Source organism: Grimontia indica, assembly GCF_000333895.2.
Lineage (GTDB): Bacteria > Pseudomonadota > Gammaproteobacteria > Enterobacterales > Vibrionaceae > Enterovibrio > Enterovibrio indicus.
On the sequence record NZ_ANFM02000049.1, the window covers coordinates 1 to 15,175 of the forward strand.

Annotated in this window: 16 protein-coding genes and 1 riboswitch; of the genes, 10 read left to right on the plus strand and 6 right to left on the minus strand. The window is 48.3% G+C overall.

The window, feature by feature from the left end; translation table 11 throughout:
* Nucleotides 1–166: 166 nt before the first annotated feature.
* The 4 genes from D515_RS22115 (at nt 167) to D515_RS22130 (ending at nt 3,008) form a co-directional block, all read left to right on the plus strand.
* Nucleotides 167–739, plus strand: a complete 573-nt coding sequence (locus D515_RS22115; protein WP_002541835.1) for a hypothetical protein — start codon at nt 167–169, stop codon at nt 737–739.
* 206 nt (nt 740–945) lie between these two features.
* The gene (locus D515_RS22120) at nt 946–1,449 is read left to right on the plus strand and encodes a L,D-transpeptidase family protein (RefSeq protein WP_002541836.1); all 504 of its coding nucleotides are present in this window, start codon (nt 946–948) and stop codon (nt 1,447–1,449) included.
* A gap of 158 nt (nt 1,450–1,607) precedes the next feature.
* Nucleotides 1,608–2,750, plus strand: a complete 1,143-nt coding sequence (locus D515_RS22125; protein ID WP_002541838.1) for a Na/Pi symporter — start codon at nt 1,608–1,610, stop codon at nt 2,748–2,750.
* 9 nt (nt 2,751–2,759) lie between these two features.
* The gene (locus D515_RS22130) at nt 2,760–3,008 is read left to right on the plus strand and encodes a hypothetical protein (protein WP_002541839.1); all 249 of its coding nucleotides are present in this window, start codon (nt 2,760–2,762) and stop codon (nt 3,006–3,008) included.
* Between the two features lie 106 nt (nt 3,009–3,114).
* Here D515_RS22130 and gbpA read toward each other — a convergent pair whose 3' ends face one another.
* The 4 genes from gbpA to D515_RS22150 all read right to left on the minus strand — a co-directional run bounded on the left by gbpA (nt 3,115) and on the right by D515_RS22150 (nt 8,141).
* A complete protein-coding gene (gbpA, locus tag D515_RS22135; RefSeq protein ID WP_002541841.1) occupies nt 3,115–4,680 on the minus strand; it encodes an N-acetylglucosamine-binding protein GbpA in 1,566 nt (521 codons plus the stop codon).
* A 95-nt stretch (nt 4,681–4,775) separates the two neighbouring features.
* A riboswitch (cyclic di-GMP riboswitch) is annotated at nt 4,776–4,868 on the minus strand.
* 215 nt (nt 4,869–5,083) lie between these two features.
* Nucleotides 5,084–5,566 carry a GNAT family N-acetyltransferase gene (locus D515_RS22140; protein ID WP_002541844.1) on the minus strand — a complete coding sequence of 161 codons (483 nt, stop codon included), beginning with the start codon at nt 5,564–5,566 and terminating at the stop codon, nt 5,084–5,086.
* Nucleotides 5,566–7,515, minus strand: coding sequence for a monovalent cation:proton antiporter-2 (CPA2) family protein (locus D515_RS22145; protein ID WP_002541846.1), 1,950 nt, complete (start codon nt 7,513–7,515; stop codon nt 5,566–5,568). Before D515_RS22145 ends, D515_RS22140 begins: the two co-directional genes overlap by 1 nt.
* On the minus strand, nt 7,512–8,141 hold the full coding sequence (locus D515_RS22150) for an NAD(P)H-dependent oxidoreductase (protein WP_002541847.1): 630 nt from the start codon (nt 8,139–8,141) through the stop codon (nt 7,512–7,514). Before D515_RS22150 ends, D515_RS22145 begins: the two co-directional genes overlap by 4 nt.
* A gap of 313 nt (nt 8,142–8,454) precedes the next feature.
* Here D515_RS22150 and D515_RS22155 point away from each other — a divergent pair, with 313 nt between their 5' ends.
* A complete protein-coding gene (locus D515_RS22155; protein WP_002541848.1) occupies nt 8,455–9,036 on the plus strand; it encodes an NAD(P)H-dependent oxidoreductase in 582 nt (193 codons plus the stop codon).
* A 3-nt stretch (nt 9,037–9,039) separates the two neighbouring features.
* Entirely contained in the window at nt 9,040–9,579 is a 540-nt protein-coding gene (locus D515_RS22160) for a peroxiredoxin family protein (protein WP_002541850.1), read from the plus strand.
* 72 nt (nt 9,580–9,651) lie between these two features.
* Here the strand turns inward: D515_RS22160 and D515_RS22165 are convergent, their stop codons facing one another.
* The gene (locus D515_RS22165; RefSeq protein WP_002541851.1) at nt 9,652–10,281 is read right to left on the minus strand and encodes a LysE family translocator; all 630 of its coding nucleotides are present in this window, start codon (nt 10,279–10,281) and stop codon (nt 9,652–9,654) included.
* Nucleotides 10,282–10,400: 119 nt separating this feature from the next.
* Here D515_RS22165 and D515_RS22170 point away from each other — a divergent pair, with 119 nt between their 5' ends.
* The 3 genes from D515_RS22170 (at nt 10,401) to D515_RS22180 (ending at nt 13,073) form a co-directional block, all read left to right on the plus strand.
* Nucleotides 10,401–10,826, plus strand: coding sequence for a thiol-disulfide oxidoreductase DCC family protein (locus D515_RS22170; RefSeq protein WP_002541853.1), 426 nt, complete (start codon nt 10,401–10,403; stop codon nt 10,824–10,826).
* A 212-nt stretch (nt 10,827–11,038) separates the two neighbouring features.
* Nucleotides 11,039–11,740: a PilZ domain-containing protein gene (locus D515_RS22175; protein WP_002541854.1), complete on the plus strand. Its 702-nt coding sequence runs from the start codon at nt 11,039–11,041 to the stop codon at nt 11,738–11,740.
* Nucleotides 11,741–11,777: 37 nt separating this feature from the next.
* Nucleotides 11,778–13,073 (plus strand): alpha/beta fold hydrolase, encoded by a 1,296-nt coding sequence (locus tag D515_RS22180; protein ID WP_002541855.1) that lies wholly within the window; start codon nt 11,778–11,780, stop codon nt 13,071–13,073.
* Nucleotides 13,074–13,132: 59 nt separating this feature from the next.
* Here D515_RS22180 and D515_RS22185 read toward each other — a convergent pair whose 3' ends face one another.
* Nucleotides 13,133–14,053, minus strand: coding sequence for a LysR family transcriptional regulator (locus tag D515_RS22185; RefSeq protein WP_002541856.1), 921 nt, complete (start codon nt 14,051–14,053; stop codon nt 13,133–13,135).
* A gap of 338 nt (nt 14,054–14,391) precedes the next feature.
* On the opposite strand from D515_RS22185, the gene D515_RS22190 reads away from it, so the two are divergent.
* Complete coding sequence (locus tag D515_RS22190) at nt 14,392–15,171, plus strand: hypothetical protein (protein WP_002541857.1); 780 nt, start codon at nt 14,392–14,394, stop codon at nt 15,169–15,171.
* The last annotated feature ends 4 nt before the right edge of the window (nt 15,172–15,175 follow it).

Genomic DNA, 15,175 nt, shown 5'->3' on the forward strand with positions numbered 1-15,175 from the left:
TGATGACCTCTGAATGCGAGCATCTTCAGGTTGTTTGGGTATATCGCTTTATCCAGAGATTACGGTGTTTAGTTCTCAATTTGAAAACAAAAAGGACCAATAAAATCTGGATATACTGGCCGCTTGTTTTGTTGTCCCGAATCGACGCAGTCAATAAGGATGTATGATGGCACCGACTCGTTCTCTGCTCACTCTGATTTTATCTATCTCCACGCTGTCGGCCTGTACCAACCAGCCAGAACCCAGTAAGCCCATTCAGCTTTATTCCAATAAAGAAACGGTTCAGATGTCTTACTGCGCTGAGCTGGCGGATATGGCTTACCTTGTCGCCTCTCAGAAGTTACAGGACCAACCTAAACAATCCCAGATTGACCGATTTGCTTCAGGTACTGCTGCGCAAATCAAACTCAATTTGGTGGAAGATGTGTACGCTGCAGATTTCACCAGTGCGTGGGATTATTCCGTCGACCTCTTCGATCAATGTGCCGTAAAGGTCGCCAATATACCTGCAGAGCGCCTAAACGTCGCAAGCTTCTGCGCGCAGAAGTCTTTAGTGGCTGGTGGTGCTTATGATCTCAAACAAGCTGGCGCGCCCAAGCTTGATGCCTACATGGTATTTGCAAGCTACAAAGCCACCAAGCCTTATGAAGTGATTGACGCGGTATACAAGAAATCCTCTTCTCATGACGCGGTTACCAAGAAGACCTGGGATAGCTGCATCGATATCCTCGCGGAATAAAACGCTCGCGTCATTACCAGTTTGAGAGCCCCATCCCGCTGATGGGGCTGAATATCACTTCTGACACACCACCTTTCCGGTATCCCTTGTTTTACTGTTTTTCGACACGCCATGCCGTTTAAATAATTGGCTTACGGGCTTGTTGTTGCGACTTTTCCGGTGTTGTCACCAATAATGAAATGGAACACTTAAATTTTAGGGATGCTATGAAATCGTTGTTCAGAGCACTGGGCTTAGCTTTGCTGTGCAGTCTGGTTTTCTCAGCCAATGGAATGGAAACCGAGCATAAGATCGACTTGGTGAAAGTCGATAAGTCTGCCCGCAAGATGTATCTGATTCAGGGTAATAAAATCGTCCGTTGGTACAGCATTTCCCTCGGAGCAAACCCAAAAGGCCACAAACTCCGCGAAGGTGACAAACGCACGCCGGAAGGCCGCTATTTCCTCGACCTGATTAACGAACAATCCAGCTTCTACCGTTCAATCCGCATTAACTACCCCAACGAAACCGATAGCAAACGCGCCGAAAAGCTGGGTTTTAGTCCTGGCGGACAGATTATGATCCACGGACAGAAAAATGGTAACGGCCCTCATCCCAGTATTAAACGGGGCAAAGACTGGACGGATGGTTGCATTGCCATCGATAACGAGGAAATGGATGAGTTTTTAAGTCTGGTGAAAGTGGGAACACCTATTGATATTGAGTGGTGACAAGAAAAAAGCCTGTTGCAGCAACCCTCATCGTCTCGAGTTAAAGACATTAAAACGCCTTTCACCGTTCCGCCTCCGAAGTGTAAGAATAGCTTCATACACCTCTCCTAGTTTTGGCTCTGGAAAACATAACAACTCAGTTGACTAGGGATAGAACTATGGCACAAATAGAAGCTGTGCATCAGCAGGCGGAGAAGCCTGTCAGTTTCATCGTATGGCTAAAAATCGTTGCACTCGTCTACTTGCTCCTGCTAGCAGTAGGCATGATAGGAACAGGCTTCAAATGGGCGACAGGCGGACAGGCGAAAGAACTGTTCGAGTTTGCTTCAAACCCCTTTACAGCACTCATCATTGGTACGGTTTGTACCGCACTCATTCAAAGCTCCAGCACAGTGACATCTATCATCGTAGGGATGGTGGCAGGCGGTCTTCCCGTCGCTACTGCAATCCCCATGGTGATGGGGGCGAATATTGGTACTACTATCACCAATACCTTGGTAAGTCTCGGTCATGTGCGTGACAAGGAAGAATTTAAGCGCGCATTTGCTGCCGCCACGGTCCACGATTTCTTCAACCTTATTTCCGTGGTTATCTTCCTGCCTTTAGAGATAGCAACTGGGTTCCTTCAGAAGATAAGCGCATGGATGGTAGCCCCTCTTTCCAGCACCGATGGTATGAGTATGGGTGACCTTAACTTTATGAAGGCCATCACCAAGCCGATTATCAAATCAGTTCAAGGTGCCATGGAAGTCCTGGGCGACCCTTGGGGTGGCGTGGCCATGATTTTGCTGGGCATTGGTTTGATTTTCGTTTCTATCACCTTTATCGGCAAACTCCTGAAAGTTGCCATGGTAGGTAAAGCCAAGCAAATCCTGCATAACGCGATTGGCCGTGGTCCTGTTACCGGCATTTTCTCCGGCACCATCATCACCATTCTGGTTCAGTCGAGCTCAACCACTACCAGCCTTGCGGTGCCTTTAGTCGGCTCTGGTGTGTTTAAAGTCCGCGATATCTATCCCTTCACACTCGGTGCCAACATTGGTACCTGTGTGACAGCCTTACTTGCCGCTACGGCGGTCAGTGGTGATCTCGCCAATGCTGCCTTGCAAATATCCTTGGTACACCTTGTCTACAACGTCCTCGGGGTGTTAGTGATATTCGGGTTGCCGTTCTTACGGGAAATCCCACTCAGGGCTGCAGCATGGCTAGGCAACCTTGCTGCCGAAAACAAACTCTATGCCGTTGGCTACATACTCTTCGTCTTCTTTGTTATTCCGTTGTTCCTGATTTTGCTGAGCTAGGAGGAAACCATGCCAGATACAAAAATGTCTTACGACGAGCTAGTTGAAGAGATCAACCGCGCACGCAGACTCTTGTCTCAGTTGGAGCTCGCCGCACAAGAGGAGGAAGAACGTCAAAAGCACTTGATGATCGACAACCTTGAAGCCATCATTGAAGACACCGAACACAACGGTGCGAATTTAAAAGAGTTCAGTAAACTTGCGGCAAGCGAGCTGAAAGCCTTGATCGAGAAGCTGCATAAAAAGCTTCATGATTGAGTGTTAGCGTTAAACCGTTAACTACAGCACTCACATAAGAAAAAGCCCGATGCAGTCCCCCGCACCGGGCTTCTTTTTTGCTTCTATGTTCTTTTCGTTATGCCGCTTATTCGCAGTCGAAAGCGCCTTTGTCACTCCACGCTTCTGGTGCAGAGGCTGGGCTGTTGTTTACCCACCAGTTTGCCTGATATAGACGACCTTCGAAGATCACTTGCTCACCCGCCAGATACGCTTTACCTGATGTCCACGACACTGGCATTTGACTGATCAGTTTCCACGCATCACTTGAGTCCGGTGTAGCGCCCTGAACCCAGTACTTCGCTTCCCATACCAAGCCATTGAAGCTGACTTTCTCACCGCCAGTATACGTCGTCGCATTTGACCAAGCTGGGTGGTTACCAGCTTCAGGGTCTGTGCCACATTGCTCGCCTTGCTCCAGCAGGAAGAAGTCAAACATTTGTTGGTCGACCAGATTGCCTTCAGCATCTTTTGCGCGGGATACCAGCATATGGTGACCGGCTTTTGCGTTTTCCAGCACCATATCAACAGCGGTCGATGTGCCATCAGCCAGGGACAGTTTTTCGTAAGCCAGTGCTTCCTGCGAATGGTTATAAACTGTCATTTCAACGGTCAGATCGCCAGAAGCCGTCACAGCCAGATCCAGCGCTACTTTGCCATCACGAATCACATATTCCTGCGCCACACCATCAATGGTCACCGTGTATTCCGGCTCAGGGGATTCAATCTCGTAGCCCACTTCTACACGGGTCAAACCGCTGGCTGATTTCAGGTAGATTGGGTTTGCACCAAACACCGGGTTAAACGCACCATTGGCATCACGCTGACCCGCTTGGATGTTCTCATTTGTTTGGTTGATTTTGGTCGCCAGATTGTAAGACCAGGAATTCGCTTCACCTGCTTTCTCACTGTCGATTTCCAGACGGGTCGATAGCTCTGGGCGCTCGCCTTCTGAATCAAACACACGGGTAAATACCACATCGCCCTTCGTTAGGTTCATACCTGGGTTGATTTGGCCGCCTTGCGTCCACTCTGGCAATACTGGTAGGTCACCTTCAAATTGGACGTCAATGACGTTATAGAACGCAGCAGCAGTGTCGCCCACATCCCATACCGCCAGAATCACGTGGTAGCCTTCACGCTCTGGCACATCACAGCTGTGCAGCATGGTTTTCGGCGGCTTTTGCATGTTGCCTTCCACCACACAGAAAGGGCTCAGATCGAAGGTGCTGCGCGCCAGTGGCAGGTTCGGGTTCCAATCTGCTTTCGTGATGTAGTATTCCCAGTTACGAGTAACGTGGTTCGCCGTAAAGGTCCACTCGAAGTCGTTCATACCCGCTTTGATTGGCTGCTTTACCCAGCGCGATGCGGTTTGTTCGTCAAGCGGAGAAAACTGAATTAAGCCAGCACTGGCGATTTTGCCATCTTCAGGACCGAACTCAGGAAAGCCTTCTGGGCCTTCAACACTTTGAGGTTCCCATTGAACCTGACCACACGCAGCGTTCTGCTCGCCGGTTGGCGTACCGTATTTGCAAAGCGCCGCACGGCCAGCAGCAATGCCACCGTCTTTGGCACTGATGTAACCGTGGGACATAACACTTGCGCTGAAAAGCGCTGCCGCGACAGGCAGGAGAGTGGTTTTGAGTTTGAGCATTTGTGTGCTTCCTAATGGCTATTTTTGTTTTGTTAACCAAGCACGGACAAACTTTCGCATCGGAACATTTTCAGTCCTGAATACAGGCTGTCGAAAATGGCGGCCCCGCTATCGTAAGTGATAATCAAATCACTCTTAGACCGGAAGCTTTGCGTCCTACCTTTTCAGGCAGTTTGCCGTTGACTGTGGAATGGCGCGCATCGTATTCAGAAATTGATATCGCACAATCTTTTTCTTCATCAAAGTTTGCCAATCGATCCATTTAATGAACCAAGATCACAAATTTATCGCTATTTAGGTGATTATTTACCCTGACAGCATATCGAGATAACCCGCTGTAATAGAAAGCAAAAAGCCAGACATCCTATACAGAATGTCTGGCTTTTCTAACCACGCTGCGCCGTTAAGCGATCTGTTTTGTCATCCGGTAGAGAGTCCAGTCCTCTCCCTGAAACTCACGTATTTTTGTTTCATCCGAAAGTAGCTCAAAACCTAAAGATGTGTAACAGCGAACCGCCACCTCGTTATGCGCGAATACGGCCAGCGACACAGTGCGAATTTTTGGATCTTCGCTCACCACATCAAGCGCCAGTGAAACCAATTGTTTCCCCAGCCCCTTACCACGCGCAGATGTGTCGGCAATCAACACCCGACATAAACGCACTTCCGACTTCGAAACCCGGTAAATATCGATATAGCCAACAGCAATGCCGTCATGCATCACCAGATAAGGAGTCAGCTCCTTTTTCGCAATGTGTTCGCGTACTTTCTCAACCTGCAAAGGGAATTCGAAGGCCGGGCCTCCCCATAGGAAGTTATCCCGGGCACTTCTTATCCAATCGCAAAGCTGTGGCGCGTTCTCATCACGAAACGGGACCAGTAGCATCAGGCTGGCTTTTCCTCGGATTTGTCTTCAGCGTCATCGTTGAAGTCGTCGAGGTAATCTTTTGGCGGTGGTGTCCACTCACGCTCTGTCATGCTGTGACGATCCATTCTGTCTTCGTTCATCGCGTCACGAATGGCTTCTTCAAGTTGGATAAACAGATGCTGGTAATGGGTATCGTAGCTCTTACTGTCATCACCACCTTTCCACGTTTCAAACAGCTTCTGCGAACTTTCATTCTCGACGCGTCTGAACGTGGCCTTGTGCTGTTCAACCACGAACGGGTGCTCACCCAATGAACGGAGTGCTTCCGCACCAAGCTCCAACGCGGAAAGAAACGTTTCTTTGATCACGTAATCGGCTCCTGCATGGCGCAGCATATAAGCATGACCACGGTCAAAAGCACGAGCCAGAATCTTCACATGTGGATAGGTCTGTTTAACGTATTCCACCAGTTCCGTCGTGGTTTCCTGATTATCCATCGACACCACGAGTATCGCTGCTTCTTCAATACCTGCCGTGTGAAGATGTTCAGGACGAGTGGCATCACCGAAGTAGCTCTTAATATTGATTTGACGAAGATTTTCAATTTGCGCCGCTTCGTAATCAAGGACGACTGTCTTCACGCCATTTGCTGTGAGGAGTCGGTTCACAATCTGACCAAAGCGACCAACACCCGCGATGATCACGCTGCCCTGTTCCTCAATTTCATCGGCTTCACGATCGTTCGCGCTTTTCTCGAAGCGCGGCAGAATCACTTTGTCATAAAGAATGAATAGACCCGGAGTCAGGAACATCGAAATTGCGACCACCAAAGACAGCAATTGAGCAACGTCCATCGGCAACACATGGTTCTGCATAGAAAAGCTCAACAGAACAAAACCAAACTCACCCGCTTGCGCAAGGCTCAACGTAAACAGCCAACGTGCCGTTCCTTTGATGCGGAAAATCAGCGACAGAATAAACAAGATTGCTGCCTTCAGTACCATCAAGCCTACAGTCAAACCAATGATGACAAAGAAATCATCAAACAGAATGCCGAAGTTAATGCCCGCACCGACCGTGATAAAGAACAAGCCAAGCAACAAGCCTTTAAACGGCTCGATGTTGGATTCCAATTCATGGCGGAATTCACTGTTCGCCAGCACCACACCCGCAAGGAATGTTCCTAGTGCAGGAGAAAGTCCAATCAAGCTCATCAACGCGGCGATACCAATCACCAGCATCAAAGCAGTCGCGGTAAATATTTCGCGTAGCCCTGAGCTTGCGACAAAGCGGAACAATGGTCGACTCAGGAAGTGTCCGCCAACCACTACACCGGCAATGGCACCCAAGATAACCAAGCCCAATGCCCAGCCGGGAAGCCCAGCCACCAGGCTCATTTCTTCATGATGATCAGCCGCAGCCGCGGCTGCAGATTGTGCCTGCTCAACCAACTCCGGCAACGCCAGAAGCGGGATAAACGCCAACATTGGGATAACAGCGATATCCTGGAACAGCAATACTGAGAATGCGCTTCGCCCACCTTCCGTTTTGGTCAGGCGTTTTTCATTAAAGGTTTGCAGCACGATGGCGGTGGAAGACAGCGCGAAGATAAGACCAATCGCCAGCGCGACGCTCCATACCTGATTCAGCGCCAGCGCAATACCCATCACAATGGCTGCTGTGAGACCAACCTGCAAACCACCCAAGCCAAGTAGCTTGTTACGCATTGACCACAACATTTTGGGTTCAAGCTCTAAGCCCACCAAAAACAGCATCATCACCACGCCGAACTCTGCAAAGTGCTGAATGGTGGTGGTTTCATCACCCACCAGACCAATCACGGGGCCAATCACCACACCGGCAATCAGATAACCAAGCACAGAACCCAAACCCAGCTTTTTGGCGATAGGCACTGCAACAACGGCAGCTATCAGGTAAATAAATGCCTGTAGAAAAATGCCTGTCATGACTCACCTTCCTTGAGCACATGTTCAATATTAGTAGCGGTGATTTTTTCACTCGCCGCTGCTTTTTCAAGGTCTACTCTTCCACTCACGAATGCTTTTAAAAGCAACTCGTAACTTGAAGTGTGCCGCCCAACCTTGTCGTCTTCCACTGCGGTTCGGGAACCAAACAGTGCGTAAGGGGCAAGATAATTCATACCCGTCAGACAAGCCATTTGCTCCATGGGAGCAAGTAATTGACGGATTTTGAAGTGGTTAAAACCATCCGCTTTATAGGCTTCTTCCATGCCACCAGCAGTGATGGCACACAAGAACTGTTTTCCACGTAGTGCCGTACCTTTCGATCCATAGGCAAAGCCATATTCCAACACCAAATCTTGCCATTCTTTCAAAATGGACGGGGTGGAATACCAATAGAGAGGAAACTGGAAAATCACCACATCGTGCTCAAGCAGACGTTTTTGTTCCAGATCGATATTGATGTGGTAGTCGGGATATTCACCATAAAGGTCAACCGTCGTTACCCCTTCTACCGATTGCGCCACTTTATAAAGCGGAGCGTTCACTTCTGATCGCCGTTGCGAAGGATGCGCAAACAGCACCAGAACCTTGTTTTTATTGTCTGCCATAGCTTTCCTTAGTGACTGACTGAGTTAACACATCAAAAGTCGCAAAGGCGAATCAATGTGTGGCCCACTGCGTCTAGTCTAGTTGTTACGGTCTGTTGACCTTTGGCTAAGTGTTGTTATTGCAATAATCATCACCAAAGATCAGCCGCACCTCATAAATTACAGCCCTATCTTACCTTCTGAATCTCACTGATATTTTCTCAATTTAGCAATTTCTCACCAAATGGTTACTAAAAGTATACTGGTTGACAGTAGTAACCTAGATTAGCAAAGTATGCGAAACGAACACAACAATGCATGGAAAGAGGCAGTAATGAACATTCTGGTTATCAACGGTCACCACTACTATCCGTTCTCTGAAGGTAACTTGAACAAAGCCATGGTAGATGTGGCTTCTGAGACACTTACAGCACAAGGTAACAGCGTAATATTGTCTTCATGCGAAGACTATGAGGTGGCAGAAGAAATCGAAAAACACCAATGGGCTGACGTTGTTATCCTCCAATCCCCGGTCAATTGGATGGGCGTGTCATGGAAAATGAAAAAGTACATGGACGAAGTCTACACTGCGGGTATGGGTGGTGAACTTTGCGCTGGCGACGGCCGCCATCGCGATACCGACGATCAATACGGTACTGGCGGAACCCTCGGCGGCAAGAAGTACATGCTTTCTCTGACTTACAACGCGCCGAAAGATGCGTTTGATGATGAAAGCCAATGGCTGCTGCAAGGCAAAGGGGTTGATGACATGTTCCTTCCAATGCACCTTAATTTCCGCTTCTTCGACATGGAAGCTTTGGACACATTCGCGTGTTTTGATGTGATGAAAAATCCGGACACAGAAAACGACAAGATCCGCTTTAAAGCGCACTTGGAATCACAACTGGGAGGCTAGAAAATGGCATATACAAACAAACTGGCTGCGGGAAGCGAATTCCCATCAATAACGCTGAAAGATCTTGAAGGCGGTGAACATACACTTGGCAAACCGCGCGAGGGAGCAACCTGGCAAATGGTGGTGATTTACCGTGGTCGTCACTGTCCAATGTGTACGCGCTACCTGAACCATCTTGAAGATTACAAAGAGAAACTGGCGGATATTGGCATCGATATTGTTGCCGCATCTGGCGACAGCAGCGCTCAACTTGAAGAGCACATGACACGCTTGGAAGTGTCCTTCCCGCTTGCATACGGCTTATCTGAAGCGCAAATGAAAGAGCTGGGTCTTTGGGTTTCTCTTCCACGTTCAGAGCAGGAAACTGACCACAACTTTGCCGAGCCTGGGCTGTTCGTGATTAACGAGCAAGGTACAGTGCAAGTCGTCGATATTTCCAATAACCCATTCGTTCGCCCTGATGTGGAAACGCTGGTCAATGGTCTTGCATGGATTCGTAATCCAGATAACAACTACCCAATCCGTGGTACAGCGCCTTACTGATTGAAGTTCCTCAGTTAGAAAAGTAAAACGCCCTGCTCAATGCAAGGCGTTTTTCTTTGAGATACAAAGTGGTTATTTAGTACTGGTAAACAGCAACTTCACACCAAATGCCAACATCACTGAGCCAAGTACACGATCAACCCAGTGGCCGATGCGCTTAAACTTGGCCTGCACGGTAGGTTTGGAAAGTACCAACGCCACCGAGCCAAACCAAACCAGCTGGATGAACATCATCCATACACCCAACAGGAATAATTCAATCACTGGCATTTCTGGCGACAGCACCAGAGTGAAAACAGAGAGGAAGTAAAGCGGCGCTTTCGGATTCAACGCGTTACACACAAAGCCCATTGAAATCAGCTTGGATGCGGAGCGTGGCTTCACATTCACGTTTTGCTCGTCATCACCTACCGCGGCTTTGCTGCGGATCCCCTTCCAGCCGAGATAAATCAGATAGGCCGCGGCCAGATACTTCATCACCGTCAGTACCATCGAGGATTCACTGATCACGGTCGCGAGGCCAATAGAGGAGTAAATAATGTGAACAGAAAGTCCGAGAGCAATTCCGAGGCTGACAAGGAGACCGGCACGACGGCCGTGAACGAGAGACTGCTGCGATACCATCACAAAGTCTGGACCCGGTGAGGCGGCACCTAACAAGTGCACTAAGGTTAATGTTAAAAACGCCTGATAGAACTCCATTCCTTTTCTCCTTTGCTCTTTTGCTCTTTTTTTCTACTCTTCTTACGATGATATTATGGCGATCCGATTTGAAATCAAGGCCGTACTGTAAAGTAAATTAGTCAAACATGAGTACTCCGATGACCTTCACCCTTTTCTACGATGGCAGTTGTCCACTCTGCGTGGCTGAAATGGATCAGTTGCGCGCGCTTAACCAAGAGGAAAGCCTGAAGTTTGAAGATATCCTTGCGCCGGATTTCAAATCCCGGTTTCCAGATATCGACCCCATGGAAGCCAGCAGAATTTTGCATGGAAAATTGAGCGATGGTACTTTGCTATTAGGGCTAGATGTCACCCACAAAGCTTGGTCGCTTGTCGGCAAGAAACGATGGATAGGCCTATTGCGTTTACCTGTGATCCGCTGGTTTGCAGACAAAGCCTATCTTTTCTTCGCCAGAAACCGCTACAAAATCTCATACCTCTTCACTGGCCGTTCTAAATGTGAGCCTTGCCAGAATGGCGTTTGTTCGATTGCCGAAGAAAAACCCGACAATCATAAAAACTAACAAAACAAACGCTCTCATTCAGCAACCAAATAATTAAGTAACCTGCTGATTATTCACTACAAATATGTATTTCTGTGCAGCACCTCAATCTATTGACTAAATCTTCATTAACCCTCACCATCAGTGCACTACACTATGCGTCGCAACATTAAGAAGAAGATGGCTTAGGTACATCCAAATAAGCGATGCGCATCAACTGCTCTATTTGAAACATGAAAACCACTGATATTCTTACACCTTCAGCATTCCTACCAACGCTGCCTGTTGGAACGCCTTTGACTTTCGAGCTTAGGTACAAAGACAAGATCAAAGCGTTTGGTGGAGCCTCGCGCCTTATCGGATATCGCGAGAAAAAGTACATCCTGCTGGAAACGCCCACTGATCCTGAGCTCTCGAAGCTGCTGACTGACACATCTGGCATGCAAGCGGTTGTGCGGGGGTTAACCTCATCACGCTACGGTGAAATCTTTGCGTTCAAATCTCATATTCTCAGCGTATTACACCGCCCGGAGAAAATGATTGCGATAGCGTTGCCACCTCAAGTGAGCATCCACCGCATGCGTTCTGATGCCAGATATGCTGTTTCGCGTATTGTTCATCTCATTATTGATGGACGTAAAGCCTTGGCTAAGCTGTCTGACTTTTCGCTGAGCGGTTGTGCCATTCGCGTGTCCAACAGCCAGTTCATTGATGAAGGTGAAACCATTGGCTTTGTCATCAATGCGCTGTTTGATCACCCCGTGGAATTTGAAGGAACGGTCATGAACGTGACCAGCAATGGCGAGGGTGTTCAACTCGGCATTAAATTTAGTGACGCAAGTAAAAGCAAATCTCGCGATACCTTAGCTAAACTCATTCTGGCGTCCGAATTGAGTGCTGATAACTCCACCAGCGCTGTCTCAACTGTCTCCTGACAGCCTCTTCTCCCCTTCACGACAAGGAACACAGGTTATGCAAGAATCTTTTATCGACAGTGGCGTGCTTTTTCGTCAACACCAATTCGACCTGCCGCTCAACTACAGCGAGAAAGATGGCACTCGCATCACCGTGTTTGCCCGTGAAGTGGTGGAATTATCCAAAGCAGACGCCAATCTGCCTTGGCTGGTTTACTTTCAGGGTGGTCCAGGATTTCCGTCTCCGCGTCCTGATTCAAAAAGTGGCTGGCTGAAACGCGCCCTACAGGATCACCGTGTATTACTGCTGGACCAGCGCGGTACAGGCATGAGTTCGCCGTTGACTCACCAGACGTTGAGTCATATGGACGACGCGAAGCAAGTGGAATACATCAGCCAGTTCCGAGCAGACAACATCGTTCGTGATGCTGAAGCCATTCGTGAAGCATTAGGGGCGGAGCAATGGTCAATTCTGGGTCAGAGCTTTGGTGGTTTTTGCTCACTGACTTACCTTTCTTTTTATCCTCAAAGCCTGCATCGCGTATACATCACAGGCGGTGTGCCTTCTCTTACCCGTCATGCTGATGATGTGTACCGTGCCACCTATCAACGTGTGTTAGACAAAAACAAAGCCTTCTTTGACCAGTTTCCATCCGCACAAAGACGTTGCGCAGAAATTGCTGAGTTCTTACGAACCCGCGATGTGAAACTGCCAAACGGCCAAACCTTTACCGTTGAACAGTTCCAACAAATTGGCATCAATTTGGGCCGAAGCGGTGCCAATCTGCCAATGTACTACCTGTTGGAAGAAGCCTTCACTGAAACCGCCCAAGGCAAAGTGCTGAGTGTCAGTTTCCTGCAGGCCATGTTGACGGAACAAAGCTACCAGACCAATCCGATTTACGCTTTCTTGCATGAGCCGATTTACAATCAGGGCGAAGCATCAGTTTGGTCTGCACACCGCATTCGCAATGCGGAATACGCCGAGTTTAATTACGAACCGGGCAAACCTTTCCTGTTTACCGGCGAGATGGTTTATCCGTGGATGTTCGACCAAATGCAAAACTTGCTACCGCTCAAACAGGCGGCAGAAGCACTGGCGACAAAATCAGACTGGCCTGCACTCTATGATGTTGAAAAACTGGCTACCAATACCGTTCCTGTCACCTGCGCTGTTTATGCGGATGACATGTATGTCGAAATGGATTACTCACGCGAAACCCTGAAAGGCGTTCCAAACAGCCGCGCTTGGATCACCAATGAATATGAGCACAATGGCCTGCGTGCTGACGGTGAGAGGCTCCTCAATAAGCTAATGGAGATGGGCGAGCAGATAGGGAGTTTGCCTAGCTAGGCTTGGAGCTTTCAGTGAAAAAGGTGTGCAATTTAAGCACACCTTTTTTATTTGTTTCATCAATGATGGCTGCCTTTCGAAATATCCATAAACCAGGAAATCACCTTATCTACCCGTTTAGGTTGATTAAAGGTGTTGAGCTTGATGATGTAGATATCGTTAAACAGCGGATCCGAAACCGTCGAACCCAACTGACATTCAAGCATTTGCCCGTTATCGATATATTGCTGCACACAATGGCGGGGAAACACTGACACTCCCAAGCCACCCAGCACCATTAATATCGCGCCTTCAATGCTGTTAATCCGGCCGGCAAAATGCACCGAGAGATCGCTCACCGAGTGCAAATGAGGGAAGAAATGCCTGCGCCAGAAATTGAAATACACATCCATTCCCGGATATTCGATGTAGTTGTATTCGAGTACGTTTTCTTCGTTGATTTCTGAAACGTCGCAGGTTGGCGCACAGACCATCACATATTCTTCCTGACAGAAGCTGAAATACTCCAGCCTAGGATGGTCAACTTTCTCAGTCACAAAGCCAAAATCAACCTGACTGGACAGCACTTTGTCGAACACCTGGCTGTTGTGGATCAGGGTTAAATCGATTTCCAGTCTTGGGTAATCCAATCGCCGTTCCAACAACATGGGAAAGTGAGGAGAGAGCAAACATGACGGCGGCATGGCATAGGCCACAACACCTTCAATTTGATTGAAGTCGGTTTCGACTTCCAACGAGAAATCGCTATTGAGATCTTCTAGGTTTTTGATGTGCTGAAGGAGCTTTTTACCCGCATCTGTCATCACTGGGCATTTGGGCGTTCGAATAAATAATTCATACCCCACCTGCTCTTCCAAACTGCGGATATGTTTGCTGATGTTCGCCTGTGTCATGGCAGCTATCTCAGCAGCGTCATTGAAACTTCGGGATTCAGCGACAGCTTTGAATGCCCGAAATAGCTTTGGATCCAAATGCATCATTGTCTATTCCTCGTGCTCAAATTGTCTGACGCTGTTTATTTCTTGTTTTTGTCTGAAATCATTTCTGTGGCTCTATCACCTTCAACCCAAACCACCCATCGAACAGAGTGTAGTATTAGAGTCATACACCCAATGTCACGTTCTGGATACATATTCCAAATAAGTTTGCAGACTCCCAAAGCGGTATGAACACGTTATAAGGGGTATAACAAATTGGATTTGTCTTCTTAATTGAGGGCTATCAATACTGTTGTTTTCTGTGCGTTTATCGAAGCCAGGCAAGGGTGCATACCCAAACGACCTGAAGATTCTCGCATTCAGGCTGTATGGATATAGATATGAAGACAAAGCTGATGACACCCAATGGCATTCGCGTTTGGCAAGGCTATCGCAGTTTGCAGTATCAGGATGATATCGAGGGTTTCCTAAGTAAGCTGGGACAGATTTTCATTCCGGTCACGGTGCAGTTAATGTCGCCGATGGGACTCAGGATGTATTACCCCGCCGTTGTGCCTCAGCCCACCGATTGCCCTAAAAATAGACTTCCCAACGAAATCGCACTGGTGGGTTATCCTTCCCAGCAAACGTACTTTGATGCCTCGCACCGAACCGTCGCGGGCCGCGCCTATTCCTCGCTTCACCAAACCGTTTTCAACTTCGATACTGGCGACATGCCGGCAAGTTTTTCTGATTTCCCCATCGCCTATCCCGGCGCCTCTCAGTTCAATTGGAAGACTCCGTACTACTTGTCCGGCGAAGCTGTCGACTGGCATGAGTTGTATGTGGGCGTATTGATTTGGACTTGGCCTGAAAGCTTACTGGCAGACAAAAAAAAGCTCGCTATCGACCTTTTGGATTTATGCAACGAGCAGATGGGAAGCAATAAGAACCTGTTCGAAGTCATCGTAGTAATGCAGCAAGACTACGGCATCATATGGTTCGCTTCTGATGCCTTGCGCTGGCCTGCCAACATTCTCCAATACCTTGAAGCTAATGAATGTCGCACAGTGATGAAGGCATTCCACGACATTACCAATATCTCGCCGCTTTTCAGTGAAGACGACAACGGCATTGCAGTTTCTTTGGGAGAGGCGCTGGACGTGCGCCTTTCCACTTAGCACA